Source organism: Bradyrhizobium sp. SK17 (assembly GCF_002831585.1).
Lineage (GTDB): Bacteria > Pseudomonadota > Alphaproteobacteria > Rhizobiales > Xanthobacteraceae > Bradyrhizobium.
In genome coordinates this window covers 467,485-493,037 of the sequence record NZ_CP025113.1, presented here as the reverse complement: position 1 = coordinate 493,037, position 25,553 = coordinate 467,485, and the positions used below count along the sequence as shown (strand labels likewise).

General features: G+C 65.0%; 24 protein-coding genes. 10 read left to right on the top strand and 14 right to left on the bottom strand.

Features of this window, described 5'->3' with window-relative positions; all coding sequences use genetic code 11:
- From CWS35_RS02305 to CWS35_RS02290, 4 genes are read left to right on the top strand one after another with little or no spacing between them, the layout of a single operon-like run.
- Positions 1 to 1,872, top strand: a complete 1,872-nt coding sequence (locus tag CWS35_RS02305) for an extracellular solute-binding protein (protein WP_024581844.1) — start codon at positions 1 to 3, stop codon at positions 1,870 to 1,872.
- 3 nt (positions 1,873 to 1,875) lie between these two features.
- Positions 1,876 to 2,985 carry a microcin C ABC transporter permease YejB gene (locus CWS35_RS02300; protein WP_024581845.1) on the top strand — a complete coding sequence of 370 codons (1,110 nt, stop codon included), beginning with the start codon at positions 1,876 to 1,878 and terminating at the stop codon, positions 2,983 to 2,985.
- A complete protein-coding gene (locus tag CWS35_RS02295; protein ID WP_024581846.1) occupies positions 2,985 to 4,169 on the top strand; it encodes an ABC transporter permease in 1,185 nt (394 codons plus the stop codon). The genes CWS35_RS02300 and CWS35_RS02295 overlap by 1 nt, the downstream gene beginning before the upstream one ends.
- A gap of 3 nt (positions 4,170 to 4,172) precedes the next feature.
- On the top strand, positions 4,173 to 5,798 hold the full coding sequence (locus CWS35_RS02290) for an ABC transporter ATP-binding protein (protein WP_100950547.1): 1,626 nt from the start codon (positions 4,173 to 4,175) through the stop codon (positions 5,796 to 5,798).
- Between the two features lie 120 nt (positions 5,799 to 5,918).
- Here CWS35_RS02290 and CWS35_RS02285 read toward each other — a convergent pair whose 3' ends face one another.
- Positions 5,919 to 6,761: a C40 family peptidase gene (locus tag CWS35_RS02285; RefSeq protein ID WP_100950545.1), complete on the bottom strand. Its 843-nt coding sequence runs from the start codon at positions 6,759 to 6,761 to the stop codon at positions 5,919 to 5,921.
- Complete coding sequence (locus CWS35_RS02280; RefSeq protein WP_100950543.1) at positions 6,754 to 8,133, bottom strand: M17 family metallopeptidase; 1,380 nt, start codon at positions 8,131 to 8,133, stop codon at positions 6,754 to 6,756. Before CWS35_RS02280 ends, CWS35_RS02285 begins: the two co-directional genes overlap by 8 nt.
- Before the next feature lie 207 nt (positions 8,134 to 8,340).
- On the opposite strand from CWS35_RS02280, the gene CWS35_RS02275 reads away from it, so the two are divergent.
- Positions 8,341 to 9,147: a tetratricopeptide repeat protein gene (locus CWS35_RS02275; protein ID WP_100950541.1), complete on the top strand. Its 807-nt coding sequence runs from the start codon at positions 8,341 to 8,343 to the stop codon at positions 9,145 to 9,147.
- A gap of 187 nt (positions 9,148 to 9,334) precedes the next feature.
- On the opposite strand, the gene CWS35_RS02270 is transcribed toward CWS35_RS02275, so the two are convergent.
- From CWS35_RS02270 to CWS35_RS02230, 9 genes are all read right to left on the bottom strand, one after another.
- Positions 9,335 to 10,309: a type II secretion system F family protein gene (locus CWS35_RS02270; protein WP_024581851.1), complete on the bottom strand. Its 975-nt coding sequence runs from the start codon at positions 10,307 to 10,309 to the stop codon at positions 9,335 to 9,337.
- Between the two features lie 9 nt (positions 10,310 to 10,318).
- Complete coding sequence (locus CWS35_RS02265) at positions 10,319 to 11,296, bottom strand: type II secretion system F family protein (protein WP_024581852.1); 978 nt, start codon at positions 11,294 to 11,296, stop codon at positions 10,319 to 10,321.
- 11 nt (positions 11,297 to 11,307) lie between these two features.
- Complete coding sequence (locus tag CWS35_RS02260) at positions 11,308 to 12,771, bottom strand: CpaF family protein (protein WP_100950539.1); 1,464 nt, start codon at positions 12,769 to 12,771, stop codon at positions 11,308 to 11,310.
- A gap of 24 nt (positions 12,772 to 12,795) precedes the next feature.
- Positions 12,796 to 14,064 carry an AAA family ATPase gene (locus tag CWS35_RS02255; protein WP_024581854.1) on the bottom strand — a complete coding sequence of 423 codons (1,269 nt, stop codon included), beginning with the start codon at positions 14,062 to 14,064 and terminating at the stop codon, positions 12,796 to 12,798.
- A complete protein-coding gene (locus tag CWS35_RS02250; protein WP_100950537.1) occupies positions 14,061 to 14,813 on the bottom strand; it encodes a CpaD family pilus assembly protein in 753 nt (250 codons plus the stop codon). The genes CWS35_RS02255 and CWS35_RS02250 overlap by 4 nt, the downstream gene beginning before the upstream one ends.
- 8 nt (positions 14,814 to 14,821) lie before the next feature.
- The gene (locus CWS35_RS02245) at positions 14,822 to 16,312 is read right to left on the bottom strand and encodes a type II and III secretion system protein family protein (protein ID WP_100950535.1); all 1,491 of its coding nucleotides are present in this window, start codon (positions 16,310 to 16,312) and stop codon (positions 14,822 to 14,824) included.
- A 2-nt stretch (positions 16,313 to 16,314) separates the two neighbouring features.
- Positions 16,315 to 17,109, bottom strand: coding sequence for a Flp pilus assembly protein CpaB (cpaB, locus tag CWS35_RS02240; RefSeq protein ID WP_024581857.1), 795 nt, complete (start codon positions 17,107 to 17,109; stop codon positions 16,315 to 16,317).
- A 127-nt stretch (positions 17,110 to 17,236) separates the two neighbouring features.
- A complete protein-coding gene (locus tag CWS35_RS02235; protein WP_024581858.1) occupies positions 17,237 to 17,761 on the bottom strand; it encodes a prepilin peptidase in 525 nt (174 codons plus the stop codon).
- 170 nt (positions 17,762 to 17,931) lie between these two features.
- Complete coding sequence (locus CWS35_RS02230; protein ID WP_024581859.1) at positions 17,932 to 18,096, bottom strand: Flp family type IVb pilin; 165 nt, start codon at positions 18,094 to 18,096, stop codon at positions 17,932 to 17,934.
- A 280-nt stretch (positions 18,097 to 18,376) separates the two neighbouring features.
- Between CWS35_RS02230 and CWS35_RS02225 the strand changes: the two genes are divergently transcribed.
- The 5 genes from CWS35_RS02225 to CWS35_RS02205 all read left to right on the top strand — a co-directional run bounded on the left by CWS35_RS02225 (position 18,377) and on the right by CWS35_RS02205 (position 22,741).
- Positions 18,377 to 19,207: a sterol desaturase family protein gene (locus tag CWS35_RS02225; RefSeq protein ID WP_100950533.1), complete on the top strand. Its 831-nt coding sequence runs from the start codon at positions 18,377 to 18,379 to the stop codon at positions 19,205 to 19,207.
- Between the two features lie 24 nt (positions 19,208 to 19,231).
- Positions 19,232 to 20,704: a hypothetical protein gene (locus CWS35_RS02220; protein ID WP_100950531.1), complete on the top strand. Its 1,473-nt coding sequence runs from the start codon at positions 19,232 to 19,234 to the stop codon at positions 20,702 to 20,704.
- A 166-nt stretch (positions 20,705 to 20,870) separates the two neighbouring features.
- Complete coding sequence (locus CWS35_RS02215) at positions 20,871 to 21,374, top strand: pilus assembly protein N-terminal domain-containing protein (protein WP_100950529.1); 504 nt, start codon at positions 20,871 to 20,873, stop codon at positions 21,372 to 21,374.
- Between the two features lie 168 nt (positions 21,375 to 21,542).
- Positions 21,543 to 22,103: a TadE/TadG family type IV pilus assembly protein gene (locus CWS35_RS02210; protein ID WP_024581863.1), complete on the top strand. Its 561-nt coding sequence runs from the start codon at positions 21,543 to 21,545 to the stop codon at positions 22,101 to 22,103.
- Positions 22,094 to 22,741: a TadE/TadG family type IV pilus assembly protein gene (locus CWS35_RS02205; RefSeq protein WP_024581864.1), complete on the top strand. Its 648-nt coding sequence runs from the start codon at positions 22,094 to 22,096 to the stop codon at positions 22,739 to 22,741. The genes CWS35_RS02210 and CWS35_RS02205 overlap by 10 nt, the downstream gene beginning before the upstream one ends.
- 289 nt (positions 22,742 to 23,030) lie before the next feature.
- On the opposite strand, the gene CWS35_RS02195 is transcribed toward CWS35_RS02205, so the two are convergent.
- The 3 genes from CWS35_RS02195 to CWS35_RS02185 form a co-directional block, all read right to left on the bottom strand.
- Positions 23,031 to 23,243: a cold-shock protein gene (locus CWS35_RS02195; protein WP_016842648.1), complete on the bottom strand. Its 213-nt coding sequence runs from the start codon at positions 23,241 to 23,243 to the stop codon at positions 23,031 to 23,033.
- A 268-nt stretch (positions 23,244 to 23,511) separates the two neighbouring features.
- The gene (gene infA / locus CWS35_RS02190) at positions 23,512 to 23,805 is read right to left on the bottom strand and encodes a translation initiation factor IF-1 (RefSeq protein ID WP_016842649.1); all 294 of its coding nucleotides are present in this window, start codon (positions 23,803 to 23,805) and stop codon (positions 23,512 to 23,514) included.
- Positions 23,806 to 23,829: 24 nt separating this feature from the next.
- Positions 23,830 to 25,248 carry a DEAD/DEAH box helicase gene (locus tag CWS35_RS02185; protein ID WP_024581865.1) on the bottom strand — a complete coding sequence of 473 codons (1,419 nt, stop codon included), beginning with the start codon at positions 25,246 to 25,248 and terminating at the stop codon, positions 23,830 to 23,832.
- Positions 25,249 to 25,553: the final 305 nt, after the last annotated feature.

Sequence of the window (25,553 nt, the reverse complement as noted above, 5' to 3'; positions counted from 1 at the left end):
ATGGCGCTATTCTCCCGTCGGCACGCACTCGGTCTCGGCATCGGTGCGTTGAGTGCTGCAGGATTGCGTGTCGCACCGGCGGCAGCCGACAACGGACCCGAAATGCACGGCATGTCGGTGTTCGGCGACCTGAAATACCCGGCGGATTTCCAGCAGTTCGACTACGTCAATGTGAAAGCGCCGAAGGGAGGCGCGTTCTCGTTCATCCCCTCGGTCCGCGGCAACAATCAGTCCTACTACACCTTCAACTCGCTGAACGCCTACATCCTGAAGGGCGAAGGTGCGCAGGGCATGGACATGACGTTCGCGACGCTGATGTCGCGCGCCAATGACGAGCCCGACGCGATGTACGGCCTTGCCGCGAAGTCGGTGCAGATCTCGCCGGACAAGCTGACCTATCGCTTCACCATGCGTCCCGAGGCGCGTTTCCACGATGGTTCGAAGCTGACCGCGCACGACGTCGTGTTCTCGCTCGCGACGCTGAAGGAAAAGGGGCACCCGCTGATCCAGGTGCAGCTGCGCGACTTCGTCAAGGCCGAGGCGCCCGATGATGCGACGGTGGTCGTGACCTTCGCGCCGGATCGTGCGCGCGACGTGCCGCTGTTCGTCGCGAGCCTGCCGATCTTCTCCAAGGCCTACTACGCGACGCGCGCGTTCGATGAATCGACGCTCGATACGCCGCTCGGCTCGGGGCCGTACAAGGTCGGCCGGTTCGAGGTCAACCGCTACGTCGAGTTCGACCGTGTCAAGGACTGGTGGGGCGCCGACCTTCCGGTCAGTCGCGGCAGCTACAATTTCGATACCGTGCGCTATGAGTTCTATCGCGACCGCGACGTGGCTTTCGAGGGCTTCACCTCGAAGAGCTATCTGTTCCGCGAGGAGTTCACCGCCCGGGTCTGGGCGACGCGCTACGATTTCCCCGCGGTGAAGGATGGCCGCGTCAAGCGCGAGACCCTGCCCGACGACACGCCGTCCGGCGCGCAGGGCTGGTTCATCAACATGCGCCGCGACAAGTTCAAGGAGCCGCGGGTGCGCGAGGCGTTGATCAACGCCTTCGACTTCGAATGGACCAACAAGACCATCATGTACGATGCCTATGCGCGAACGGTGTCGCCGTTCCAGAATTCGGACATGGTGGCGGAGGGGCCGCCGTCACGCGAAGAGCTCGTGCTGCTCGAGCCGTTTCGCGGCCAGGTCCCCGACGAGGTGTTCGGTCTGCCCTTCGTGCCGCCGATGTCGGATGGCTCCGGCCAGGATCGCGCGCTGTTGCGCAAGGCGGTGCAACTGCTCAGCGAGGCCGGCTATCCCATCAAGGATGGCAAGCGCGAGCTGCCGAACGGAGAGCCGTTCACCATCGAATTCCTGGTCGATGAGCCCTCGTTGCAGCCGCATCATGGCCCCTACATCAAGAATCTCGGAACGCTCGGCATCGACGCGACGTTCCGGCTGGTCGACGCGGTGCAGTACCGCGCCCGTGTCGAGGATTTCGATTTCGACATGACCATGCAGCGCTTCAGCTTCTCGGCGACGCCGGGCGACAGCATGCGGCCGTTCTTCTCCTCGCAGGCGGCGAAGACCAAGGGCTCCTACAATCTCGCGGGCATCGCCAATCCCGCGATCGACGCGCTGATCGAGAAGATCATCGGCGCCAACAGCCGCCAGGAGCTGACGATCGCCTGCCGCGCCTTCGACCGCGTCTTCCGGGCCGGCCGTTACTGGGTGCCGCAATGGTACCGCAACACGCATCCGATCGCCTATTGGGACCAGTTCGGTCATACCGAGAAGCTCGCCAAATATACCCAGGGCGTCGGTGCGCCCGACAATTGGTGGTATGATGCGGCCAAGGCCGCCAAGCTCGAACAGGCGAAGTAGCCGATGAGCGCCTATATCGCCCGACGCGTCCTGCTGATGCTGCCGACGTTGCTCGGCATCCTGTTCGTCTCCTTCGTGGTGGTGCAATTTGCGCCCGGCGGCCCGGTCGAGCGCGTCATCGCGCAGATCAACGGCGCCGACACCGGCGGCACCTCGCGGGTGTCGGGCGGCGGCGGCGATTTCGGTGCGCAGCGCGGCCAGGGCGCCGCAGCGTCCGGCGCCGTCAACTCCAAATACCGCGGCGCGCAGGGCCTCGATCCCGACTTCATCAAGAAGCTCGAAGTGCAGTTCGGCTTCGACAAGCCGGCGCCGGAGCGGTTCGCGCTGATGGTGTGGAATTTCGCGCGGTTCGATTTCGGCAATAGCTATTTCCGCAGCGTCAGCGTGTTGCAGCTGATCAAGGAGAAGCTGCCGGTCTCGATGTCGCTCGGCATCTGGATGACGCTGCTGACCTATCTGATCTCGATTCCACTCGGCATCCGCAAGGCGGTGAAGGACGGTTCGCGGTTCGACACCTGGACTTCGGCCGTGATCATCATCGGCTTCGCGATTCCGGGCTTCCTGTTCGCGATCCTCCTGATCGTGCTGTTCGCCGGCGGCTCGTTCCTCAACATCTTCCCGCTGCGCGGCCTGACCTCGGACGGCTGGTCGCAATTCCCCTGGTATTGGAAGATCATCGACTATTTCTGGCACCTGACGTTGCCGCTGGTGTCGATGGCGCTCGGCGCCTTCGCCACCATGACGCTGCTGACCAAGAACTCGTTCCTCGACGAGATCCGCAAGCAATATGTGATGACCGCGCGTGCCAAGGGTTGCAGCGAGCGCCAGGTGCTTTACGGCCACGTCTTCCGCAACGCCATGCTGATCGTGATCGCGGGCTTCCCGGGGGCGTTCATCCACGCATTCTTCTCGGGCTCGCTGCTGATCGAGACCATCTTCTCGCTCGATGGCCTCGGCCTGCTCGGCTTCGAAAGCGTGTTGAACCGCGATTATCCGGTGGTGTTCGGCACGCTGTTCATCTTCTCGCTGGTCGGATTGGTGGTCAACCTGCTGTCCGATCTCGCCTACATGTGGATCGATCCGCGGATCGACTTCGAGGCGCGGGAGGTCTGATGACGATGCTCGCGCCCCAGCCGGTCGAGACCACGACGCAATCGCCGCTCGGCGAGGCGGTGCCCGCGACGCGCCACGGCTTCTCGCCGTCGCCGCTGAACAAGCGGCGCTGGCAGAACTTCAAGGCGAACCGCCGCGGCTACTGGTCGTTCTGGATTTTCGTCGTGCTGTTCGTGGCGTCGCTGTTCGCCAATTTCATTGCCAACGACAAGCCGCTGGTCGTCAAATATGACGGCCATCTCTACTGGCCGGTGATTTTCACCTATGCCGAGACCACCTTCGGCGGCGACTTCGAGACCGCGGCCGACTATCGCGATCCCTACTTGCAGAAGCAGATCGCCGCCAAGGGCGGCAGCATGATCTGGCCGCCGATCCGCTACTCCTACGACAGCCGCAACCTCGACCCGCCGACCGCGGTGCCATCGAAGCCGACCTGGCTCCTGACCGAGGCGCAGTGCGCGGACGTGGTGAAGCGCAAGGGGCTGACCGGCTGCCGCGACCTCGAATACAATTGGCTCGGCACCGACGACCAGGGCCGCGACGTCGTCGCGCGGCTGATCTACGGCTTCCGCATTTCGGTGCTGTTCGGCCTGACGCTGACCATCCTGTCCTCGATCATCGGCATCGCCGCCGGCGGCGTGCAGGGCTATTTCGGCGGCTGGACCGATTTGATCTTCCAGCGGCTGATCGAGATCTGGACCGCGATCCCCTCGCTCTATCTGCTGCTGATCATCTCGGCGGTGCTGCCGCCGGGCTTCTTCATCCTGCTCGGCATCCTCCTGCTGTTCTCGTGGGTCTCGCTGGTCGGCCTGGTGCGCGCCGAATTCCTGCGCGGCCGCAACTTCGAATATATCCAGGCGGCGCGCGCGCTCGGCGTCTCGAACGGCACGATCATGTTCCGCCATCTGCTGCCGAACGCGATGGTCGCGACCATGACGTTCCTGCCCTTCATCGTCTCGTCCTCGGTGATGACGTTGACCGCGCTGGATTTCCTCGGCTTCGGCCTGCCGCCTGGCTCGCCCTCGCTCGGTGAATTGCTGTCGCAGGGCAAGGCCAACGTGCAGGCGCCGTGGCTCGGCCTCACCGGCTTCTTCTCGGTCGCGATCATGCTGTCGCTCCTGATCTTCATCGGCGAAGCGGCGCGCGACGCGTTCGATCCGCGCAAGACGTTCTCGAGGGGCTGACGCATGGACGCGACCAACCAGCCCCTGCTCGACGTCAGCAACCTCTCGGTCGCGTTCGGCCGTTCTCGCGCGGTCGACGGCATCTCGTTCTCGATCAAGCGCGGCGAGTGCGTCGCATTGGTCGGCGAATCCGGCTCGGGCAAATCCGTCAGCGCGCTGTCGGTCTTGAAGCTGTTGCCCTATCCGGCGGCATCGCACCCCACCGGCGCGATCCGCTTCCGCGGCCGTGACTTGCTGACCGCGTCCGACCAGGAGATGCGCGAGGTCCGCGGCAACGACATCTCGATCATCTTCCAGGAGCCGATGACCTCGCTCAATCCGCTCCAGACCATCGAGACCCAGATCGGCGAGATCCTGTCGCTGCATCGGGGCGTCAGTGGCGCGACGGCACGGGCGCGGACATTGGAATTGCTCGGCCAGGTCGGCATTCCGGACCCGGAAACCCGGCTGAAGAGCTACCCGCACCAATTGTCCGGCGGCCAGCGCCAGCGCGTCATGATCGCGATGGCGCTCGCCAATGAGCCCGATCTGTTGATCGCCGACGAGCCGACCACCGCGCTCGACGTCACCGTGCAGGCGCAGATCCTGGCCTTGCTCGCCGAGATCCGGGCACGGCTCGGCATGAGCCTCTTGTTCATCACCCATGACCTCGGCATCGTCCGCCGCATCGCCGACACGGTCTGCGTGATGAACGATGGCAAGATCGTCGAGCAGGGGCCGGTGGAGCAGGTCTTCACCGCGCCGAAGCATGCCTACACCAAGGCGCTGCTCGCGGCCGAGCCGAAGCCCGATCCGGCGCCGCCGCAGCCCGATGCGCCGGTGGTAATGTCGGCCGACAATCTCAAGGTCTGGTTTCCGATCAAGCGCGGGCTGCTGCGCTCGACGGTCGGCCACATCAAGGCGGTCGATGGCGTCAGCCTCGCAGTGCGCAAGGGCGAGACGCTCGGCGTGGTCGGCGAATCCGGCTCGGGCAAGACCACGCTCGGGCTGGCGCTGCTCAGGCTGATCTCGTCCGACGGCCCGATCGTGTTCCTCGGCAAGGATATCCAGGGCCTGCGCTTCAAGCAGATGCGGCCGTTCCGCCGCGACATGCAGATCGTGTTCCAGGACCCGTTCGGTTCGCTCAGCCCGCGCATGTCGGTGGCCGACATCATTGCCGAGGGCCTTGAGGTGCACCAGCCGCAGCTCTCGCGCGAAGAGCGCGAGGCGCGGGTGATCAAGGCGTTGAAGGATGTCGGGCTCGATCCGGAATGGCGCTTCCGTTATCCGCATGAATTCTCGGGCGGCCAGCGCCAGCGCATCTCGATCGCGCGCGCGGTGGTGCTGGAGCCGAATTTCGTCGTGCTGGACGAGCCGACCTCGGCGCTCGACATGCTGTTCCAGGCGCAGATGGTCGATCTGCTGCGCGACCTGCAACGCAAGCGCGAACTCACCTACATGTTCATCTCGCACGATCTGCGCGTGGTGGCCTCGCTCGCGAGCCATCTGATCGTGATGAAATCCGGCAAGGTCGAGGAGGAGGGGCCGGCCTCCGAGCTGTTCAAGAATCCGAAGAGCGAATACACCCGCGCCCTGTTCGCCGCCGCGTTCCGGCTGGAGACCGACGGCGAGGGGGCGGTCGCGACGTGACCCATGCTCGTCATTCCGGGGCTCGCGAAGCGAGAGCCCGGAATCCATCAGGCCGCAGATTCTGACGATGAATGGATTCCGGGCTCGACGCTACGCATCGCCCCGGAATGACAGTGCAAGCTAAAGCCGCTTGATCGCCACCACGTCGCTGCCGGCGGCCTTGATCCGCGCAATCGCAGCCTGCGTGTTCTCTACCACGGTCGCCATGTGATGCGCATTGGCGTGCACGATCGTCGTCGCGTCGCGCGCAATGGCGACGTGGCCCTTCCAGAAGATCAGGTCGCCGCGTTGCAGATGCCGCGCTTCCGCTGAAGTCAGCTCGCGGCCGAGCCCGTCCTGCTGCATGTCGCTGTCGCGCGGGCAGCCGGTGCCTGAGGCGGTCAGCGCGATCTGCACCAGGCCGGAGCAATCGATCCCGAGACTGGACTTGCCGCCCCACAGATACGGTGTGCCGACGAATTGCTCGGCGACGCCGACGAAATCCGGCGCCATCGCATCGAGCGGTGCGAGATGCTGGCGCGGCAAATGCCAGCCTTCGCGGGTGACCGCGAACGCACCGTCCTCGCGGAGGATGGCGAGCTTCGTCCCCATCGGCAGTGCCTCGACCGGCGGCAACTTGATCGAGGCGCCCGGAAACGCCAGTGTACGCAGCGCGGTCACCTTGTGGGTCGGTGCCGCGCCTGGCGCCGTCAGCGCGGCCTCGGGAATCCATCCGACATAGCCGTCATCGGCGAGCTGGCCCCAGGCCCAGCCTTCCCCGTTGCGATCGTACACCGTGACGCGCTCGCCGCGCAGGGCTTGCGTCATCTGTTCGGCGTCGGCCGCCGGCGCGCGGCGCAGCGGGGCGATGGCGTCGCTGACCTCGAATACCTTGCCCTCGACGAAGCGTGCGGCCTTGACCTTGCCCTCGAGATACTTTGCCGCGATGTCGTCGCGGACCGGGGTCAACCTGGGATCATGCATAGCGCTGGCTCAGCAATTTGTAGATTGCGCGCGCGGCCTGGCACTCGCCGCCTTCGGGCCGGCCGGGCTTCGCCGAGGGCGTCCAGCCATAGATGTCGACATGCAGCCAGCTCCGCGCGTGCTCGACAAAGCGCTGGAGGAACAGCGCGCAGGTGATCGAGCCTGCGAAGCCGCCCGACGGCGCGTTGGTGATATCGGCGGTCTTGGAGTCCAGCCAGGAATCATAGGCGGGCCACAGCGGCATCCGCCACAATGGATCGTTCTCGCGCCTTGCATGCGCGGCGACGTCGTCGGCGAGCGCGTCGTCATTGGTGTAGAACGGCGGCAGGTCCGGGCCCAGCGCCACCCGTGCCGCGCCGGTCAACGTGCCCAGATCGACCAGCAGATCGGGCTTCTCCTCGTCGGCCAGCGCCAGCGCGTCGGCCAGCACCAGCCGCCCCTCGGCGTCGGTGTTGCCGATCTCGACGGTGACACCCTTGCGCGATTTGAAGATGTCGAGCGGCCGGAACGCGTTGCCGGCAACCGCGTTCTCGACCGCGGGGATCAGCACGCGCAGCCGCACCTTCAGCTTCGCGTCCATTACCATCTGCGCCAGCGCCAGCACATTGGCGGCGCCGCCCATGTCCTTTTTCATGATCAGCATGCCGCTCGACGGCTTGAGGTCGAGCCCGCCGGTGTCGAAGCAGACCCCCTTGCCGACCAGCGTCACCTTCGGATGCGCCGGATCGCCCCAGCTCAGATCGATCAAACGCGGCGCCCGTGTCGAGGCCATGCCGACGGCGTGGATCAGTGGGAAATCTTCCGCGAGCTCGTCGCCGCTGACGCAATTGAAAGCGGCGCCGAACCGAGTTGCGAGATCGCGCGCGACCTCTGTGAGTTCGGCCGGACCCATGTCGTTGGACGGCGTGTTGATCAGATCACGGGCGAGCGCGGCCGCCTCGGCCATCCGGGTGATTTCGGCGGCGTCGACGCCATCGGGCGGCACCAGGCGAGTCTCAGGTGCCTTGTTCTTGCGATAGCGGCCAAAGCGATAGCAGCCGAGCGCGAAGGCGAGCGCGGCGAGCCTTGCGTCATGCGGCGCATTGGCAAAACGGTACACGCCCGGCGGCAGCAGGCCGGGCAGCGCCCCGGGCCGGAACGGATCGCGCGCCTTGTGGTCGGCGTCCTCGAGGCCGAACAGCACCTGCGCGATGCCGCCATCGGCCGCCGGCAGGGCGAGGGACTTGCCGGGCTTGGCCTCGAAGCCATTGGCCTCGGCGAACTGCCGTGCCGGCCCCGGCAGTGCGCCCCGGATCTCGTCCCAGGTCGCCTTGGTGACGAAGGTGATCGGCGTTGCGGCGGTCGTCGCGGCGGTCTCGAACACGGATGGCATGCGGCTCTCGGCTGTTCTGGCGTGGTTGTTGGTGACTAACACGCCTGTCGCGGTCGATGGTAGCGCGCCCGCGGCTCGTGCGCGTGCGGGGCCGGAACCGGACGCGGCGGCTGCGAACTGGCCCAGTTAACCAGACGTTAGGGTTAACAGTCTATTGCTGGCATGCTCGGTTGGAACCATTCGCCCGATTTCGTGAGTCACAGTGCCATGCGTCGACAGTCCTATTTGACCCGGCATCTCGCTTCCGCAGCCTTCGTGGCAGTTCTGGCCGCAGGGCTGGGCGGATGCCAGACCATGTCCGACGTGACCGGATCGATCGCGTCCCGCTCCGATCCCACGCCCGATGATCCGCGCCGTGCCGCCGAGGTCTATGGCGAGCGCTATCGCAAGAATCCAAAGGACGTCGACGCGGCGATCGCCTACGGCCAGGCCTTGCGCGCGAGCGGGCAGCGCGCCCAGGCCTGCGCCATGCTGGAGCAGGCCACCATCACCAATCCGGGCAACAAGACACTGCTCGCCGCCTATGGCCGCGCGCTGGCCGACAACGGCAATTCGCAGGCCGCGTTCGACGTGCTCGGCCGCGCGCACAGCCCTGACAATCCGGACTGGCGCATCCTTTCGGTGCAGGGCACCACGCTCGACAAGATGAACCGGCATGAGGAGGCGCGGCGTTATTACGCCAGCGCGCTGCGGCTGGCCCCGGACGAGCCGTCGGTGCTGTCCAATCTCGGCCTGTCCTACATGCTCACCAAGGAATTGCCGAAAGCCGAGGAGACGCTGCGCAAGGCCTATGCCAGTGCCCGCGCCGACAGCCGGATCCGGCAGAACCTCGCACTCGTCGTCGGCCTGCAAGGCCGCTTCGCGGAGGCCGAAACCATCGTCAAGGCCGACCTGCCGGCGGATGAGGCTGCGGCCAATGTCGCCTATCTGCGCGACATGCTGAACCGCAGGGACGGACCACGCACCGCGTCGCGCGCTGCTCCCGGCGCGCCGGTCGTCGCCAAGGACGATTGAGCTCCCGGCTCGGCGGCGCTTCCAGTTTCACGCACACAAAAAGAAACGCCCGGCATTGCCGGGCGTTTTCGCGAGCCTAGAGTCCCGTTCCGATGGAATCGAAACGGGGATCTAGGCCCCTGTCTTGACGCGTTTTCTTCACGCGAACCGGTATCCACTTCGCTCGAACACGCTCTCGTGGCGCGTCTCAATGCATCGTGGCGATCTTGATGTAGGACGGCCCGAGGATGACGATGAACAGGCAGGGCAGGAAGAACAGGATCATCGGCACGGTCAGCTTCGGCGGCAGTGCCGCGGCCTTCTTCTCGGCCTCGTTCATGCGCATGTCGCGGTTTTCCTGCGCCATCACCCGCAGGCTCTGCCCGAGCGGCGTGCCGTAGCGTTCGGATTGCTGCAAGGCCATGCACACCGACTTCACGCCTTCGAGCCCGGTGCGGCGCGCCAGGTTCTCGTAGGCCGATTTGCGGTCCTGTAGATAGGACAGTTCGGCGGTCGTCAGCGCGAATTCCTCCGAAAGTGCGATCGATTGCCCGGCGATCTCGTTGGCGACCTTGCGGAAGGCGACCTCGACCGACATGCCCGACTCGATGCAGATCAGCAGCAGGTCGAGGGAATCGGGGAAGGCGCGCTTGATCTGGAGCTGGCGCTTGGAGATCGCATTCTTCAGGAACAGCATCGGCGCCTGGAGGCCGGCATACGCCGCGCCGACGCAAATGCCGATCTTGAGCGTGAGCGACCAGGCTGCGCCCGCGATGAAGAACGTGTAGATGATCGCGCCGAGCAGCATCACGATCGGCGTCACCGCACGGGCGAACAGGAAGGTCACGTAGGGGGCGTGGCCGCGATAACCCGCCATCACGAGCTTCTCGAGCGCGGCCTCCTGGGCCACCCATTTCGTGAGGTTGAGATCGTCCACCACCCTGGAGACGACCTGCTTCGGCGTCTGCCGAAGCGCCACCTTCTCGGTCTTGGACAGACGTTCGCGCTCGCGCTGCCGGAGGCGTTCGCGCTCGCTGGCGACCGCCTTCATGCGCTTGTTGAGATCGCCGCCGGCGAGCAGCGGCATCACCAGCGTGTAGACCGTCGCGCTTGCCGCGATGAAGGCAAGCAGCATGGTCATGAACCTGACGTCGTGGAGCTTGGCGATCAGAACATCAATCATGCTGCACCGTCAGAAATCGAAGTTGATCATCTGCTTCATCACAAAGACGCCGATCGACATCCAGACGGCGCAGGCGACCAGCATGAGTTGCCCCATCGAGTTGGTCCACAGCAGGGCGATGTAGTCCGGCGTCGTCAGGAACACCAGGATCATCACGATCGGCGGCAGCGAGCCGATGATGGCGGCGGAAGCCTTCGCTTCCATCGACATCGCCTGGATCTTCTCGGCCATCTTCTTGCGGTCGCGCAGCACGCGCGACAAGTTGCCGAGCGCCTCCGACAGGTTGCCGCCGGACTTCTGCTGGATCGCGATCACGATGCCGAAGAAATTCGCCTCCGGCAGCGGCATGCGCTCGTAAAGCCTGGTACAGGCCTCGCCGAGCGGCATGCCGATCGCCTGGGTCTCGATGATCGCAAGGAATTCGCTGCGCAGCGGTTCCGGCGCGTCGTTGACCACGGCCTTGAGCGATTCGAACAGCGGCAGGCCGGCCTTGATGCCGCGTACGATGACGTCGACGGCGTCGGGCAGCGCTTTCAGAAAGGCCTTTTCCCGCCGCTTCTTCAGGAAGCCGAGCAGCCAGCGCGGCACGCCGAGGCCCATGGCAAAGCCGATGCCAGCCGCGCCGAACAGGCCGCCGCCAGCCAGGAACGCGGCGACGAACCCGAACAGGCCGAGGGCACCGGAGATCATCCAGAATTTCTGCTCGGACCACTCCAGGCCGGCCTGCGAGATGCGCAAGCCAAGAGGGACTTTCCGGTCCTTCTGCCGCCGCGCCTCGAGCTCCTTCAACGATCCTTCGACCTGCTCGCGTCGCGTGCGTTGGGTGCGGTCGGCCGTGCGTATCGTGGTAGGCTCCGAGCGCGCCACCGATGCGCGGCGGGACTCGGCCTTCTTCTCCCCCGAGAGGTAGGGATACAGGAAGACCCAGGCGATGCCGCCTACGGTCGTGGCGGCGAGAAAGGCGAGGGCGAGGGTTTGCGTCTGCATCCTGCGTACCCCTAGGCCGGCGCGGGCGAGTCGGAGGCGTCGAGCGCCGCCGCAAGCCGCTTCTCTTCATTGTAGTAGCGCGCGCGCTCCCAGAACCGCGGCCGGCCGATGCCGGTGGAACGATGCTTGCCGATGATCTTGCCGTTGGCGTCTTCCCCGACAACGTCGTACAGGAAGATGTCCTGGGTGATGATGGTGTCGCCTTCCATGCCCATCACCTCGGTGATGTGGGTGATACGGCGCGAGCCGTCGCGCAGGCGCGCGGCCTGCACGATGATGTCGACCGAGGCGCAGATCATCTCGCGGATCGTGCGTGAGGGAAGCGAAAAGCCGCCCATCGTGATCATGGATTCGCAGCGCGACAGCGCTTCGCGCGGATTGTTGGCGTGCAGCGTGCCCATCGAGCCGTCGTGGCCGGTGTTCATCGCCTGCAACAGGTCGAACGCTTCGGGTCCGCGGACTTCGCCGACGATGATGCGCTCGGGACGCATGCGCAGGCAGTTGCGCACCAGTTCGCGCATCGTGACCTGGCCTTCGCCTTCGATGTTCGGTGGCCGGGTTTCGAGCCGCACCACGTGCGGCTGCTGCAGCTGAAGTTCCGCGGCGTCTTCGCAGGTGATGATGCGTTCGTCGTGCTCGATATAATTGGTCAGGCAATTCAGCAGCGTGGTCTTGCCCGAGCCGGTGCCGCCGGAGATGATCACGTTGCAGCGGACACGGCCGATGATCTGCAAGATGGTCGCGCCTTCCGGCGTGATCGCGCCGAACTTGACGAGCTGCTCCAGCGTCAGCTTGTCCTTCTTGAATTTGCGGATGGTGAGCGCGGGCCCGTCGATCGCCAGCGGCGGCACGATGGCGTTGACGCGGGAGCCGTCGGCGAGGCGGGCGTCGCAGATCGGCGAGGATTCGTCGACACGCCGGCCGACTTGGCTGACGATGCGCTGGCAGATGTTGAGAAGCTGCTGGTTGTCGCGAAAGCGGATGCCGGTGCGCTGGATCTTGCCGGCGACTTCGATGAACACCGTGCCCGCGCCATTGACCATGATATCGGCGATGTCGTCGCGCGACAGCAGCGGCTCCAGCGGGCCGTAACCGAGCACGTCGTTGCAGATGTCGTCGAGCAGCTCCTCCTGCTCGGCGATCGACATCACGATGTTCTTGATCGCGATGATCTCGTTGACGATGTCCCGGATTTCCTCGCGCGCCGACTCGCTGTCCAGCTTGGCGAGCTGGGCAAGGTCGATCGCCTCGATCAGGGCGCCGAAGATCGTCGCCTTGACCTGGTAGTAGTTGTCCGAGCGGCGGGCTTCCATCGCGGGAGCAGGCGGCGGCTTGCTCGGTGCCAGCGGCGGTGAGGAGATCGCCGGGGCGGCGGACTCGCGCGCCATCGCCGACGGGCCGGCAGGCTCCGGCGTCTGAAACGCGGGCTTGGGTGCCCGCACGTCCCCATCGTTTCCGCTACGCTTACCAAACACGACGTCTTGACTCCATGCGGACCACTATTTGGACCGCAGCTTTTCGAGCAGGGGCGACAGGAAGGACCCCCTCGGCTTCTTGGTCTCGCCGCGGCCTGTCAGCCGCTGCGCCATTTGCAGGAACATCTCGACCGCGCGGTGATTGGCGGAGATCTCGGCGATCATCTGGCCGTTGTTGGCGGCCGAACCGAAGATCTGCGGATCGAACGGGATGGCGGCGATCGGCTGGCTCTCGATCGCCTTGGCGAATTCGCCCGCCGCGATCTCCGGGCGCTTCGGCACGCCGACCTGATTCAGGCAGTAGAGCGGCGCACGGTCGTTGGGCCGCGACGCCTTCAGCAGGTCGAACATGTTCTTGGCATTGCGCAGATTGGCAAGGTCGGGCGCCGCCACGATCAGGATGTCGTCGGCTGCGATCAACGCGCGCTTGGTCCAGCCGGACCATTGGTGCGGCACGTCGAGCACGATGCAGGGCATCGTGGTGCGCAGCGTATCGAAGATCGCATCGAACGCTTCCGCGCCGAAATCGTAGACCTTGTCCAGCGTGGCCGGCGCCGCCAGCAGGCTCAGATGGTCGGTGCATTTCGACAGCAGGCGGTCGACGAAGGCGGTGTCGACGCGGTCCGGCGAGAACACGGCGTCGGCGATGCCTTGCGCCGGATCCTGGTTGTAGTTGAGGCCGGCCGTGCCGAATGCAAGGTCGAGATCGGCGACGACGGAATCGAGCGCCAGGTCGCGCGCGATCGCCCAGGCGACATTGTGGGCGATCGTCGAGGCGCCGACGCCGCCCTTCGCGCCGACGACGGCGACGACACGGCCGACCGCCTTGGCTTCCGGCGCCGAGAACAGGTTGCAGACCGCGCGCACCACGTCGATCGCATGCGCCGGCGCGATCACGTAGTCGCTGACGCCGCGGCGCACCAGCTCGCGGTACAGCGTGACGTCGTTGATCCGGCCAATCACGACCACGCGGGTGCCGGCATCGCAAACGGTGGCGAGCTGGTCGAGGCCGGCCAGGATATCGCCGCGGCCCTCGGTTTCGAGGATGATGACGTTGGGCGTCGGTGCCGAACGATAGGCCTCGATCGCGGCGGTCATGCCGCCCATCTGGATCTTGAGGTGAGCCTTGGCCAGCCGGCGATCTTCGCCCGCCGACTGTACGGCGGCAGCGGTCTCGACCGTTTCGCAGAACGCCTGGACCGAAACCCGTGGCGCCGGAGCGATATGGTCGTCCACGGCCTGCGACGTGGCGTCCGTCTGCTCCTCGGAATTTTGCTGCGCGTAGGTGATCATTTTCCTGTGTCGCTTAGCTTGGCCTTGTCGGACTCGGGATACGTCGTGGCGGTGGGGGTGCCCTTGCGATATTTGTCGAAGGCGATATTGCGACGCGACGTGTAGGCAGGTGTCTCCGCGCGCGGCTGCACGAGGTCAGTCGGGTCCGCGACCATGGCGGCGAGGTTACGCTGGTTGGCGCAACCGAAATTATAGTACTGCTTGTTCTCGATGTAGGACCCGTTGTGGATCGACGGGCCGAGATCCTCCGGCCAGATGCCGCACGGTCCGGCGGTGGCCGTGATCTTCGGATAGTTGACCCGGATCGCCGGCAACTGGCGCGGGTCCTCGGGATGAACCTTGCGCACCAGGATGCCGCGTGGCGGCACGCCGGCGGCGGTGAAGGTGGCCTGGATCTCGCGCAGGGATTCCTGGGCGGCCCGTGCGTTCGGCGTGTCGTAGGGAACGTCGACGGTGACGGCGCCGGTGCCCTCGCGCATCCAATCTTGCGCCATCCCCATCACCTCGGCGCGCTGCTCGGCGGTCAGGCCGCCGCGGCTGCGGCCGACGAAGACCACGATCGAGCGGTCGGCCTCGGTGATCGCGATCGGATGACGCTGGCGATAATCGGCCGGCGCGTTCACCATCGCGAAGCTGTTGTCGGCGTCGTGCTGGCATGCACCAAGCGTCACGGCAAGACCGATCAGCGCTGCGGCGAGGGCGATGCTGCGCTTGTAGTCGGCGGGGGTCCTGGATGTGGTCTGTGTCATCGTCCGCCTCAGTCGGTAATGAAGCCGTAGGTGCCGCGGTAATTCCGCGCCGGCTCGGTGCGGCCGGGCACGCCATAGACGCGATTGATGCTGCCCAGCAGATCGGCCTGCGGATCGGACGCGTTGGCGAAGCCGTCATCCGGACGCGAGAGGTCCTTCTGCGCCACCGCGCGAACGACATAGGGCGTCACCAGCACCATCATTTCGGTCTGGTTGTTGACGAAGTCGCGGCTGCGGAACAGCGTGCCGAGCACCGGCAGCGACCCAAGGCCGGGAAGGCCATTGATCGCCTGCTTGGTCTGGTCCTGGATCAGGCCGGCCATGGCCATCGAGCCGCCCGAGGGGATCTCCAGCGTGGTCTCGGCGCGGCGGGTCTTGATCGAGGGGATCGTCGTGCCACCCGCGCCTCCCGTCAGCGAGTTCTCGGTCGAGACTTCCGACACTTCCGTCATGACGCGCAGGCTGATCCGTCCTTCGGTCAGCACCACCGGCGTGAAGTTGAGCGAAATGCCGAACTTCTTGAAGCTGACCGTCTGGACGCACTGCCCGATCGCGCCGCCCGTCGTGGTCTGACAGGTCACGCCGGTCGGAATCGGAAACTCGCCGCCGGAGATGAAGGTGGCCGATTCGCCCGAGATCGCGGTCAGGTTCGGTTCGGCGAGCGTCCGCACCACGCCGGCGCTTTCCATCGCGCGGATCGTCGCCGACACCGACGGCGCCGAGCCGAACGAGGTGGTAAGGGCGTTGGTCGGGACCAGCGGCGCGTTGTTCGCCGTGAACGGGTTGGCGTTGGCGAACTTCACCACCGCCGTGCCGTAGTTGAGGTTTGCCGTGAGGTCGATGCCGAGCTGCTTGATCAGGCTGCGCGAGACTTCGGCGACGGTGACTTTCAGCATCACCTGGTCGCGGCCGCGAACCGCGATGGAGTTCACGACCTTGTCGGCGCTGCCGACCAGCCGGCCTGCGATCTCGCCGGCCTGCTGTGCCTCGATCGGGCTCGCCGCGCTGCCGGTGAGGAGCACGCCGTCGGCCACGCCCTCGATCTGGATATCGGCGTTCGGCAATGCCGCCCGCAGCGCCGCCCGCACGCCGTTGAGGTCGCGCTTGACGGCGATGTCGTAAGCCGCGATCTGCTGGCCGGCCGCATCGAAGAACACGATGTTGGTCTGGCCCACCGTGGCGCCGATGATGTAGGCGCGCTGCGCCGAGCGGACCACCGCGTTGGCGATCTTGGGATCGGCAACCAGCACATCCTTGATGTCCCTGGGCAGGTCGATCACGATCGACTTGCCGACGCCGAGTGCGAGGAAGCGGGCATTCATCTGGCCGCCATCGGCCGATGAGGCGGGGGCAGGCGCGGCGCGGTAGTCGCTCGCCATCACCGGTGCCAGCGCCGGGTTGAGCGTGAGCGCCGCGACGGCCGAGAACGACAATGCGCGGACCATGAAGGCCCGCATCGTCCGTTGAGTTGCCCCGCCCTTCATCACATCTGTCCTCATGGTCACTTCTGGGTCGTCGCCTGGTTGGCAACGCCAAAGCGGATGACGTTGATCGTCTCGCCGCGCTTCTGGCGGTTCTCGTCGGTCTTGACGTCGGTCGCGTTGTTGTCGGCAATGCTGCGCAGCGCGAGCGACAGGACGCCGCTCTGGCGCGCGCGCGCCAGCGTTTCGGTCTGCTCCGGCTTCAGCTCCAGCGTCACGGTCTTGCCGATCAACGCGTTGGTGCCGTCCTTCTCCTTCGGCGCCTGATCGATCGCGAGCACGCGGATGTTGGTCAGGATGACCTCGGAATTGACGATGTCCGCGCCGTTGCGATCGGGACTCTTGTCGCGCTTGGACAGCAGCACGTCGACCCGGTCATTCGGCAGGATGAAGCCGCCGGCGCCCGTCTCCGGCGAGATTTCGGTCGATACCGCCCGCATGCCGGTCGGCAGGATCGCGGCCATGAAGCCGCTGCCATCGGCCTTGACGAGCTTCTGCTCGCGAATCGGCTCGCCCTGGATGAACGGGGCGCGCGCGATCGAGCCGGTGACGTCCTTGATGGCGTCGGCGTTGCTGTCCTTGCGCATGAAGCTCGCGCTGGCGGTTGCGGCCGGCCATGTCTGCCATTGCAGATCGTCGGGCTTCACCGCTTGGCCGAGGCCGATATCGGTGCGTGCGACCAGGATGTCGACGGTGGGCAGCTGCGCGACGGGGGGAGGAGCCGCCGGCTTGTCTTCGCCTCCGCTCGCAAGATAGAGCGCTGCAAGGCCAGCGCTGCCTGCGATAGCCAGGACCAGAATGCGGGCCTTATCCATTACGCTTCACTTTCCACATGACGCCGCGACGCTGCCGCCGCCGTGATGGGAGTTGACCAGCTATTCGTCAAAGCATGGTTAATGAGGCGTATCTAAATCGCCTTAACGGCGGGTTACCGTTGCATTTTCAACGCAACGCGAAGTGCGCGAGATCGATCGTCTTGATCCAGTCCGTCTCCGGATAGATCAGCAGGGCGCCGAGGGCGAGCGCGATGCCGTAGGGAATTCCGGTCTGCTTGTCGTGCAGCCGGCTGAGCCAGGCCTGGGACGAGAGCGGGTAGGGCAGCGGCCATTGCCGGAGCTGCAACAGCAGAACGGTCAGCGCACCGCCGAACAACGACGCAAAGACCAGATAAGGGAGCAGATGCTCGAACCCGAACCAGAGGCTGGCGGCAGCAGCGACCTTGGCGTCTCCGCCGCCGACCCAGCCCATCGCGAACATGCCGAACGCCACCACGAGAACCAGCGCCCCTGCGCCGGCATGGGTGAGCATGTCATGGACATCCATCCCGGTCAGCGGTGCCAGGACGAAGAAGCCACCCACCAGCGCCAGCGAGATCCGGTTCGGGATCGTCATGGTCAACAGGTCGCTCGCCGCGGCAAAGGCCATCAGGGCCGGAAACAGCATCAAGCGCGCGATGTCGAGGATCATGGGTTCATGCCGTCAAGCTGGAGCTGCGGTCGCGACCCGACGCTAGCGGCCAATGATGAACAATCGGGAAAAAATCGCCGGCGCTTTCGACGGAGGCCGGCAACGGCCCCCGGAAATAGCAAAGGTCCCGGGGATGCCGGGACCTTTGATGCGAATCCACCGGATCCGGCTTACTTCAGCGAGCTCGAGATCGAGTTGAAGGTACCCGAGAGCTTCGTGCCGACGCCGTTGACTGCGGCGATGATCGCGATGGCGATGCCGGTCGCAATCAGGCCGTACTCGATGGCGGTCGCGCCCGATTCATCCTTCACGAAGCGCGAAACGAGGTTCTTCATAAAATGACTCCTGTGTACACGTGGCTGGTCGAACTTGATTTGGTCTCGCCGGCGTTCTCAGCACCGTGACCATTGCGGCACCGTACGGTTGGACGATTTCGGTGCAGTTAATTTGATCGCATAAACTCTGCGGGAACCCGCAGTTGTTGCGCACAGTAAATTTGGAATTAAACCGTCTGCTAAAAATTGCGCAATGTTGCTTCGCCGGCAGTGGTGCAGCTGTTCACGGCTCCTTAAGCGCATATCTATACGCATGGGGCTTCCGTCAAGTGAGGCTGCCATGTCCACCCTTCCGATCGAAGTCATCGAGATGCTCGGCCAGACGATGATGAGGGTGGTGCCGATCACGATCGGATTGGCACTGTTCTTCACCGTGCTGACCCACTTCTGGGCCTGCAATCCGGGCAAGCCGTGGTGGCAGAAGCGCGAGCTCGTCACCGACATCTGCTACTGGTTCTTCGTGCCGGTGTTCGCCCGCGTGCTGCGCATCGGGCTCCTGGTGATCGGCGCTGCCGCGGTGTTCAACGTGCACAGTGCCGACGAGTTGATCTCGTTCTACGAGAATGGCCATGGCCCGCTGTCGCAACTGCCGCTCTGGCTGCAATCGATCATCTTCCTGGTCGCTTCCGACTTCATGCTGTACTGGCTGCACCGGATGTTTCACGGCGGCGGCTTCTGGAAGTACCACGCCATCCATCATTCCTCCGAGGACCTCGAATGGATCTCGGCGGCGCGCTTCCACCCCGTCAATCTCCTGATCGGCACGATCTCGGTCGACGTGATCCTGCTGATGGCCGGCATCTCGCCGAACATCATGCTGTGGGTTGGTCCGTTCACCACATTCCACTCGGCATTCGTGCACGCCAACCTGAACTGGACGCTTGGGCCGTTCAGATATGTGATCGCTACGCCGGTGTTTCATCGCTGGCACCACACCGCGCTCGAGGAAGGCGGCGACACCAATTTCGCGGGTACGTTTCCGCTCTGGGATATCCTGTTCGGGACATTCCGCATGCCCGAAGGCAAGCTTCCCGAGGATTACGGCGTCGACGCCGAGCAGGGCGTGCCGGCCGAGATCGGCGGACAGCTGGCCTACCCGTTCCGTCAGTGACGTCGTAGACCGGCCAGTGTCCGCATGAGTGCCGAGACCGCAACCATTTCGCAGGCCAAGGCCTCGGCGATCGCCGAGGTGCCGGCCTGGTTCTGGATGGCGTGCGGCGTCTATGCGCTGCTGCTCGCCGTAGGCCCCAGGCTGCTCGCGGACTCCGACACATACTGGCAGATTGCCGTCGGCCGCTGGATCCTCGACCACCGCGCGCTGCCGTCGGTCGATATCTATTCCTTCACCAAGGCGGGTGCGCCGTGGGTGTCGTCCTCCTGGTTGGCGCAGGTCCTGTTCGCGAAGGCCTATGACCTTGCCGGGTGGACCGGGCCGGCGGCGCTGGCGGCGGCCTGCAGTGCCGCCACCTTTGCGCTGCTCACCGCCACCCTCTGCCGGGTGCTGCCGGCGATCCAAGCCAGCCTGATCGCTCTCGCGGCGCTGGTGCTGACATGCGGGCACCTGCTGGCTCGTCCGCATGTGCTGGTGCTGCCCATCATGATGGTCTGGGCCAACGGCCTGATGGTCGCCAGCGAGCGGCGCGAGGCGCCCTCGTTCTGGCTGCTGCCGCTGATCGCCCTGTGGGCCAATTTGCATGGCGGGTTTCTGTTCGGCCTGGTGCTGGTGGGCGCGTTCGCCCTCGATGCGATGTGGAATGCCCTGCCGGCGCAGAGATTGTCGCTGGCACTGCGCTGGGCGGCGTTCGGGATCGGCGCGCTGGCGGCTTGCTGCGTGACGCCCTATGGATGGGGTTCGATCCTTGCGTCGCTGAAGATCCTCAGCCTCGGGGAGCTGTTGCATCTGATTGCGGAATGGATGCCGGCGAATTTCAGTCACATCGACGCGTTCGAGCTCTCCATCCTCGGCTTGATCGGCGCGGCGCTCTATTGCGGGGTCAAGCTGCCGCTGCCGCGGATCGCTTTGGTGCTGGGCCTGCTGCACATGGCGCTGTCCCATGTCAGGAATCTCGAGCTGTTCGCTCTCCTGCTGCCGCTGGCCGTGCTCACGCCGGTGGCCACCCAATTCGGCCTGCGTGCCGCCAATTTCGGCCGGCTGAAGGCCGCGCCGGCCGCGCTGCTCGGCGCCGGACTCTGCGCTGCGACCTGGTTCGTCGCGGCGCGTCAGGACCTCGCGCCGCCGCCGATCCATTCGCCCGCTGCCGCGGTTGACGCGCTGAAGGCGCACCACGCGCAGCGTGTGCTCAACGATCTGCAGTTCGGCGGCTATCTGATCTGGCGTCAGGTGCCGGTGTTCGTCGACGGGCGCGCCGAGCTCTACGGCGAGACATTCGAGATGGCCTATTACCGTGCGCTCCAACTCAAGGACGTCGACGGCTTCCTCGACCTGCTCAAGCGCTACGACATCGATGCCGTGATGCTCGACCCGACGACCCCCGCCTCGAAATTCCTCGATCATATCGATGGATGGCGACGCCTCTACGCCGACGATCGCGTGGTGGTCCACGTACGCGGCTCCGGCGAGCCGGCCGCGGCGCGTCCCGCCGGGTAGGCGTTCCGGCGCGAGAGGCGGCGGCATCTCCGGAAGTCCGCGACATCCGTGCAATTCGGCGGTCGATTTTTGCTCTTCTTAAATGAATTGGCGTCAGATTCGGCAGCGTCGGGCGCCGGTCCGCTGCGTATCGCCTTTGCCGGCCTGTTAACGTCCCGGGTAGAGTATGTCGTTTCAGTCCCAGCGTCTTCGCGCCGTCACGCGCATCGGATTCATCTCGCTGGCCGCAGCCGTGCTGTGGCCCGCGCTCGCAACGGCTGCGCCGGATCCCGACCGGATTGCCGTCAATGTCGATCAGGCCAAGCTGGTCAAGCTGCCCGGAGGGATCGCGACCATCGTGGTCGGCAATCCGCTGATCGCCGACGTCACGCTGCAGAACGGCGGGGTCGTCGTCGTCACCGGCAAGGGCTATGGCGCCACCAACTTCATCGCGCTCGACCGCACCGGTCAGGTGCTGGTGGATCGCCAGATCCAGGTCGAAGGTCCGAGCGACCAGCTCGTTACCGTCTATCGCGGCATCGATCGCGAAACCTATAGCTGCATGCCGGTCTGTCAGCGCCGAATCACCCTGGGTGACGGCGAGACCTACTTCAAGGCGACCATGGACCAGGCCGGTTCGCTCAACAGCCAGGCCTCCGGCTCCGGAGCGGGCGCCAAACCGCAGAACTAGCGTTTGCTCGGCCCAGCGCCGCGTGCGCCGGGCCCGCAGCCACGCGCGGTTCACCCGACATGGTTAAGAAAGCCCTGACGGATCGGGTCGCTCTGTCTCGATCTCCAGAAACACTTCGACAACGAGTCCTAGGGTAGTTGTTGCTGCCATGTTGATCTGGGGTCGTTAATGCCGCTGCCCGCTGGTTCCTTCGCGAGCCTCCTCCATCGCTTTCGTCGAAACCGCCGCGGTGCCACCGCGGTCGAATTCGCGATGGTCGCGCCGCTGTTTTTCGGGCTGCTGTTCGCGATCATCGAAGTGGCCATGATCTTCTTCGCAAGCCAGGTGCTCGAGACGGTGACGCAGGATTCGTCCCGCTTCATCATGACCGGTCAGGCCCAGGGCCAGAGCTACACCCAGCAACAATTCAAGAACTACGTCTGCGGCCAGGTCAACGCGCTGTTCGACTGCGCCAATGGCGTCTATGTCGACGTGCGCAGCTATTCTTCGTTCAGCAACGTCAACATCACCGCCCCGATCGATTCCAACAAGGCGTTCATTCCGACCATGAAATGGTGCCCCGGCAAGGACGGCGACGTCGTGGTGGTCCGGCTGTTCTATCAGTGGCCGTTGTTCGTCACCAAGCTGGGCTTCAACGTCGCCAACCTCGCCAACGGCACGCGGCTCCTGACGGCGACCGCGACATTCAAGAACGAGCCATCCGGAACCGCCGGGGCGACATGCTCATGAGCAATGTCCTGAAAACCTTGCCCGCGCGCCTGCTGCGCTCCGTTGCGGCACTCAGGCATGATTGCCGCGGTCTAGCCGCCGTTGAGTTCGCTTTCGTCCTGCCGTTGATGCTGGTGTTGTTCTTCGGCACCGTCGAGTTCTCGTCCGGCGTCGCGGTCGACCGCAAGGTCACGCTGATGGCGCGCGCGTTGTCGGACCTGACCTCGCAGGCCACCCAGGTGGCCGACACCGACCTGCAAAACTTCTTCAGCGCCAGCGTCGGCATCATGACGCCCTACGATCCGACGCCGACCAAGGGGACGTTGTCGGAAATCTATGTCGATCCGAAAGGTGTCGCGCGGATACAATGGAGCAAGTCGGGCGTCATCAACTCCGGCGCCTCGACGGCCACCCTCACGACGTCGAGCCGTACGCAAGGCGATATCGTAACCAACATCGTTCCGACGGCACTGCTGGTGCCTGGCAGCTATCTGATCTTCAGCGAGATCAGCTACAAATACGTTCCGACGATCGGCTATGTGATGGCCAAGAGCGGCATCAATCTCAGCGACGTTGCCTACACAAGGCCGCGGCAGTCGGCTTGCGTGAACTATGCCCCGAGCTCTTCTGCCACGATGACCGGCTGCACGACTTACTAGAGCGTTTTCGAGCGAAGTGGATACCGGTTTGCGTGAAGAAAACGCGTCAACACAAGAACCTAGAGCCCCGTTCCGATTCCATCGGAACGGGAAAGGCTCTAGACCTTGGTCCGGAAAGCGTTTGCGGAGGTCGTGTTCAAACGCAACGCGTCGCGCGCCATCGCTCTCTCGCATTCTCCGACGATGCGAAGCTGCTTCGCGATCCAAACAAAAAGGGCCGCACCCGAAGGTACGGCCCTTGATGCTTTGACGGCAATTTCCCGGAGCTTCGCGCTGCCGGGAAATCGGCTTATCCAGCGGCGCGCAGATTGTCGGCCGAGGATTTGCCGGAACGGCGGTCAGCCACGATCTCGTAAGAGATCTTCTGGCCTTCACGCAGAGTGCCAAGGCCGGCGCGCTCGACTGCACTGATGTGCACGAACACGTCGTTCCCGCCTTCATCCGGCTGGATGAAGCCGTAGCCCTTGGTCGCGTTAAACCACTTCACGGTTCCCATGCTCACGTGGGTAGTCCCTTCTCAGATATACAAGTTCAAGACCCGCTGGTCGGCGGGGTGGTGAGATCGAATTTTTGGAAGGGTCGTCAGCGTCTGAACCGGCTGTACCGGTATTGGCTAATGTCGTCCGGCCGAAAATCGATGGGTAGGATATTATTCGATAGAAGAACTCAAAACAATCCTGACGTGCGCGATTTTTTGGCCGGCGCAGCCGCCGGCCAATTGTTGCGCAGGATGTCAGGACGTCATGCGCGCAACGGTTGCAATGCCCTGCCTATCGGCGGCGGAACTGACCGCCGCGCTGCGCGCCACCCCGCGGCGGGCCGCCGGGCGCGCCGCTCGGACGCTCGTCCTTGTGGCGGAAGATCAGGCGGCCCTTTTCGAGATCGTAGGGCGACATTTCGATCGTGACGCGGTCGCCGGCCAGCGTCTTGATGCGGTTTTTCTTCATCTTGCCGGCGGTGTAGGCGACGATCTCGTGTCCGGCATCGAGTTGCACCCGGTAACGAGCGTCGGGGAGGATTTCGGTCACCAGTCCTTCGAACTGGATCAGCTCTTCCTTAGCCATATGGTTCTCCAGATCGAGCGACGGCTAGTGCTTCGGTCGGTTGTTGCGGTTGTGTTGCGGGTTCGGCCGGCTCTCGCGATGCAAGAAGGCGACGCCCTGGATGCCTTCGCTGTTGCCGGCCTGCGACGGACGCGGCGACTCGCCCCGGCTCGTCTGCGGCGCGCCTTTATTACCACCTGGACGGCGGCGGCGGCGAGGCCCTTTTGCACCCGGAGCAGCCTCATTCCCACGGACATTATGCGCGCGGGGCGCAGAGCGGCCACCCCGATGCGGGTGGGTCGCCTGCGCCGGTGCAGCCGCCTCGCGGCCACCCTGCGTGCGGCGGTCTTCCCGCGGCACGGTAATCCGGATCAGCCGCTCGATGTCGCGCAGATAGCCCATCTCCTCGGCGCCGGCGATCAGCGAGATCGCGACCCCGTCGGCGCCGGCGCGCGCGGTGCGGCCGATGCGGTGGACGTAGGTTTCCGGGATGTTGGGCAGGTCGAAGTTCACGACATGGCTGACGCCGTCGACGTCGATGCCGCGCGCGGCGATGTCGGTCGCCACCAGCGTGCGGATCTCGCCGGAACGGAACGCCGCCAGCGTGCGCTCGCGGTGGTTCTGCGACTTGTTGCCGTGGATCGCATTGGCTTCGATGCCGGCCTTGGCAAGGCTCTTCACCACCTTGTCGGCGCCATGCTTGGTGCGGGTGAAGACCAGGGCGCGGTTGACCGGCTCCTGCTTCAGGAGCTGGGCGAGGACCGCAGGCTTGGCCGCGAAATCGACCTGGATCGCGCGTTGGGCGATCCGATCGACCGTCGAGGCCACAGGCGTCACCGCCACGCGGGCGGGATCGCGCAGCATCGCCTCGGCGAGCTCGGCGATGTCCTTGGGCATGGTGGCCGAGAAGAACAGCGTCTGGCGCCGGATCGGCAGCTTGGCGACGATTTTGCGGATATCGTTGATGAAACCCATGTCGAGCATGCGGTCGGCTTCGTCGAGCACCAGGAACTCGACCTGGTTGAGCTTCAGGCCGTTGCTCTGCACGAGATCGAGCAGGCGGCCGGGGGTGGCGACCATCACCTCGACGCCCTGCATCACGGCACGGACCTGGCGGCCCATTGGCACGCCGCCGATGGCGAGCGCCGAGGACAGCCGGATGTGGCGGCCATAGGTGTTGAAGCTGTCGAGGATCTGCCCGGACAGTTCGCGGGTTGGCGACAGCACCAGCACGCGGCAGCTCTTGGGCTGCGGGCGGATGCGGTTCTCGAGCAGCCGGTGCAGGATCGGCAGCGCGAAGGACGCGGTCTTGCCGGTTCCGGTCTGGGCGATACCGACGACATCCCGGCCGGCGAGCGCCAGCGGGATGGTTTGGGCCTGGATGGGGGTTGGCGTGAGATAATTCTCTTCTCGAAGCGCGCGGGCGATGGGATCGGCGAGGCCGAAATCCTGAAAGGAGGTCAAAAGGTGGTTCTTTCCATAAAAGCCGTCATCGTCCGGGCCACAATCGGCCGGAAGCGCATGAAGGCATTCGGGACACCCGCGTGTCTGGGGCGTCTAGCTGGGTTAGCTGAAAGGCGAGCCAGAAGCCGCTTGGGGCAGCTTGAACACGCAGCTCGCGAAGGCACCGCGACTCTCGCGGGCATCAGCAGCATATGGACCAGGAACTGGGCGGTTTCAAGGTGGAATCGGCGGATTGGTGCGTGAAGTCCGCCGAACCATCGCGCAAACTGTCTCAAATGGATGCCGGAAATTTAGCCAGCGCGTCA

Excerpts from the sequence above, each read along its gene's own strand:
- CWS35_RS02210 (WP_024581863.1), top strand. The coding sequence starts at position 21,543 with ATGCCGCTGCCCGCTGGTTCCTTCGCGAGCCTCCTCCATCGCTTTCGT.
- infA (WP_016842649.1), bottom strand. The coding sequence starts at position 23,805 with ATGGCTAAGGAAGAGCTGATCCAGTTCGAAGGACTGGTGACCGAAATC.
- CWS35_RS02270 (WP_024581851.1), bottom strand. The coding sequence starts at position 10,309 with ATGATTGATGTTCTGATCGCCAAGCTCCACGACGTCAGGTTCATGACC.
- CWS35_RS02305 (WP_024581844.1), top strand. The coding sequence starts at position 1 with ATGGCGCTATTCTCCCGTCGGCACGCACTCGGTCTCGGCATCGGTGCG.
- CWS35_RS02290 (WP_100950547.1), top strand. The coding sequence starts at position 4,173 with ATGGACGCGACCAACCAGCCCCTGCTCGACGTCAGCAACCTCTCGGTC.
- CWS35_RS02280 (WP_100950543.1), bottom strand. The coding sequence starts at position 8,133 with ATGCCATCCGTGTTCGAGACCGCCGCGACGACCGCCGCAACGCCGATC.
- CWS35_RS02300 (WP_024581845.1), top strand. The coding sequence starts at position 1,876 with ATGAGCGCCTATATCGCCCGACGCGTCCTGCTGATGCTGCCGACGTTG.
- cpaB (WP_024581857.1), bottom strand. The coding sequence starts at position 17,109 with ATGGATAAGGCCCGCATTCTGGTCCTGGCTATCGCAGGCAGCGCTGGC.
- CWS35_RS02285 (WP_100950545.1), bottom strand. The coding sequence starts at position 6,761 with ATGCATGATCCCAGGTTGACCCCGGTCCGCGACGACATCGCGGCAAAG.
- CWS35_RS02225 (WP_100950533.1), top strand. The coding sequence starts at position 18,377 with ATGTCCACCCTTCCGATCGAAGTCATCGAGATGCTCGGCCAGACGATG.
- CWS35_RS02250 (WP_100950537.1), bottom strand. The coding sequence starts at position 14,813 with ATGACACAGACCACATCCAGGACCCCCGCCGACTACAAGCGCAGCATC.
- CWS35_RS02235 (WP_024581858.1), bottom strand. The coding sequence starts at position 17,761 with ATGATCCTCGACATCGCGCGCTTGATGCTGTTTCCGGCCCTGATGGCC.
- CWS35_RS02230 (WP_024581859.1), bottom strand. The coding sequence starts at position 18,096 with ATGAAGAACCTCGTTTCGCGCTTCGTGAAGGATGAATCGGGCGCGACC.
- CWS35_RS02245 (WP_100950535.1), bottom strand. The coding sequence starts at position 16,312 with ATGAGGACAGATGTGATGAAGGGCGGGGCAACTCAACGGACGATGCGG.
- CWS35_RS02220 (WP_100950531.1), top strand. The coding sequence starts at position 19,232 with ATGAGTGCCGAGACCGCAACCATTTCGCAGGCCAAGGCCTCGGCGATC.
- CWS35_RS02205 (WP_024581864.1), top strand. The coding sequence starts at position 22,094 with ATGCTCATGAGCAATGTCCTGAAAACCTTGCCCGCGCGCCTGCTGCGC.
- CWS35_RS02215 (WP_100950529.1), top strand. The coding sequence starts at position 20,871 with ATGTCGTTTCAGTCCCAGCGTCTTCGCGCCGTCACGCGCATCGGATTC.
- CWS35_RS02255 (WP_024581854.1), bottom strand. The coding sequence starts at position 14,064 with ATGATCACCTACGCGCAGCAAAATTCCGAGGAGCAGACGGACGCCACG.
- CWS35_RS02265 (WP_024581852.1), bottom strand. The coding sequence starts at position 11,296 with ATGCAGACGCAAACCCTCGCCCTCGCCTTTCTCGCCGCCACGACCGTA.
- CWS35_RS02275 (WP_100950541.1), top strand. The coding sequence starts at position 8,341 with ATGCGTCGACAGTCCTATTTGACCCGGCATCTCGCTTCCGCAGCCTTC.
- CWS35_RS02295 (WP_024581846.1), top strand. The coding sequence starts at position 2,985 with ATGACGATGCTCGCGCCCCAGCCGGTCGAGACCACGACGCAATCGCCG.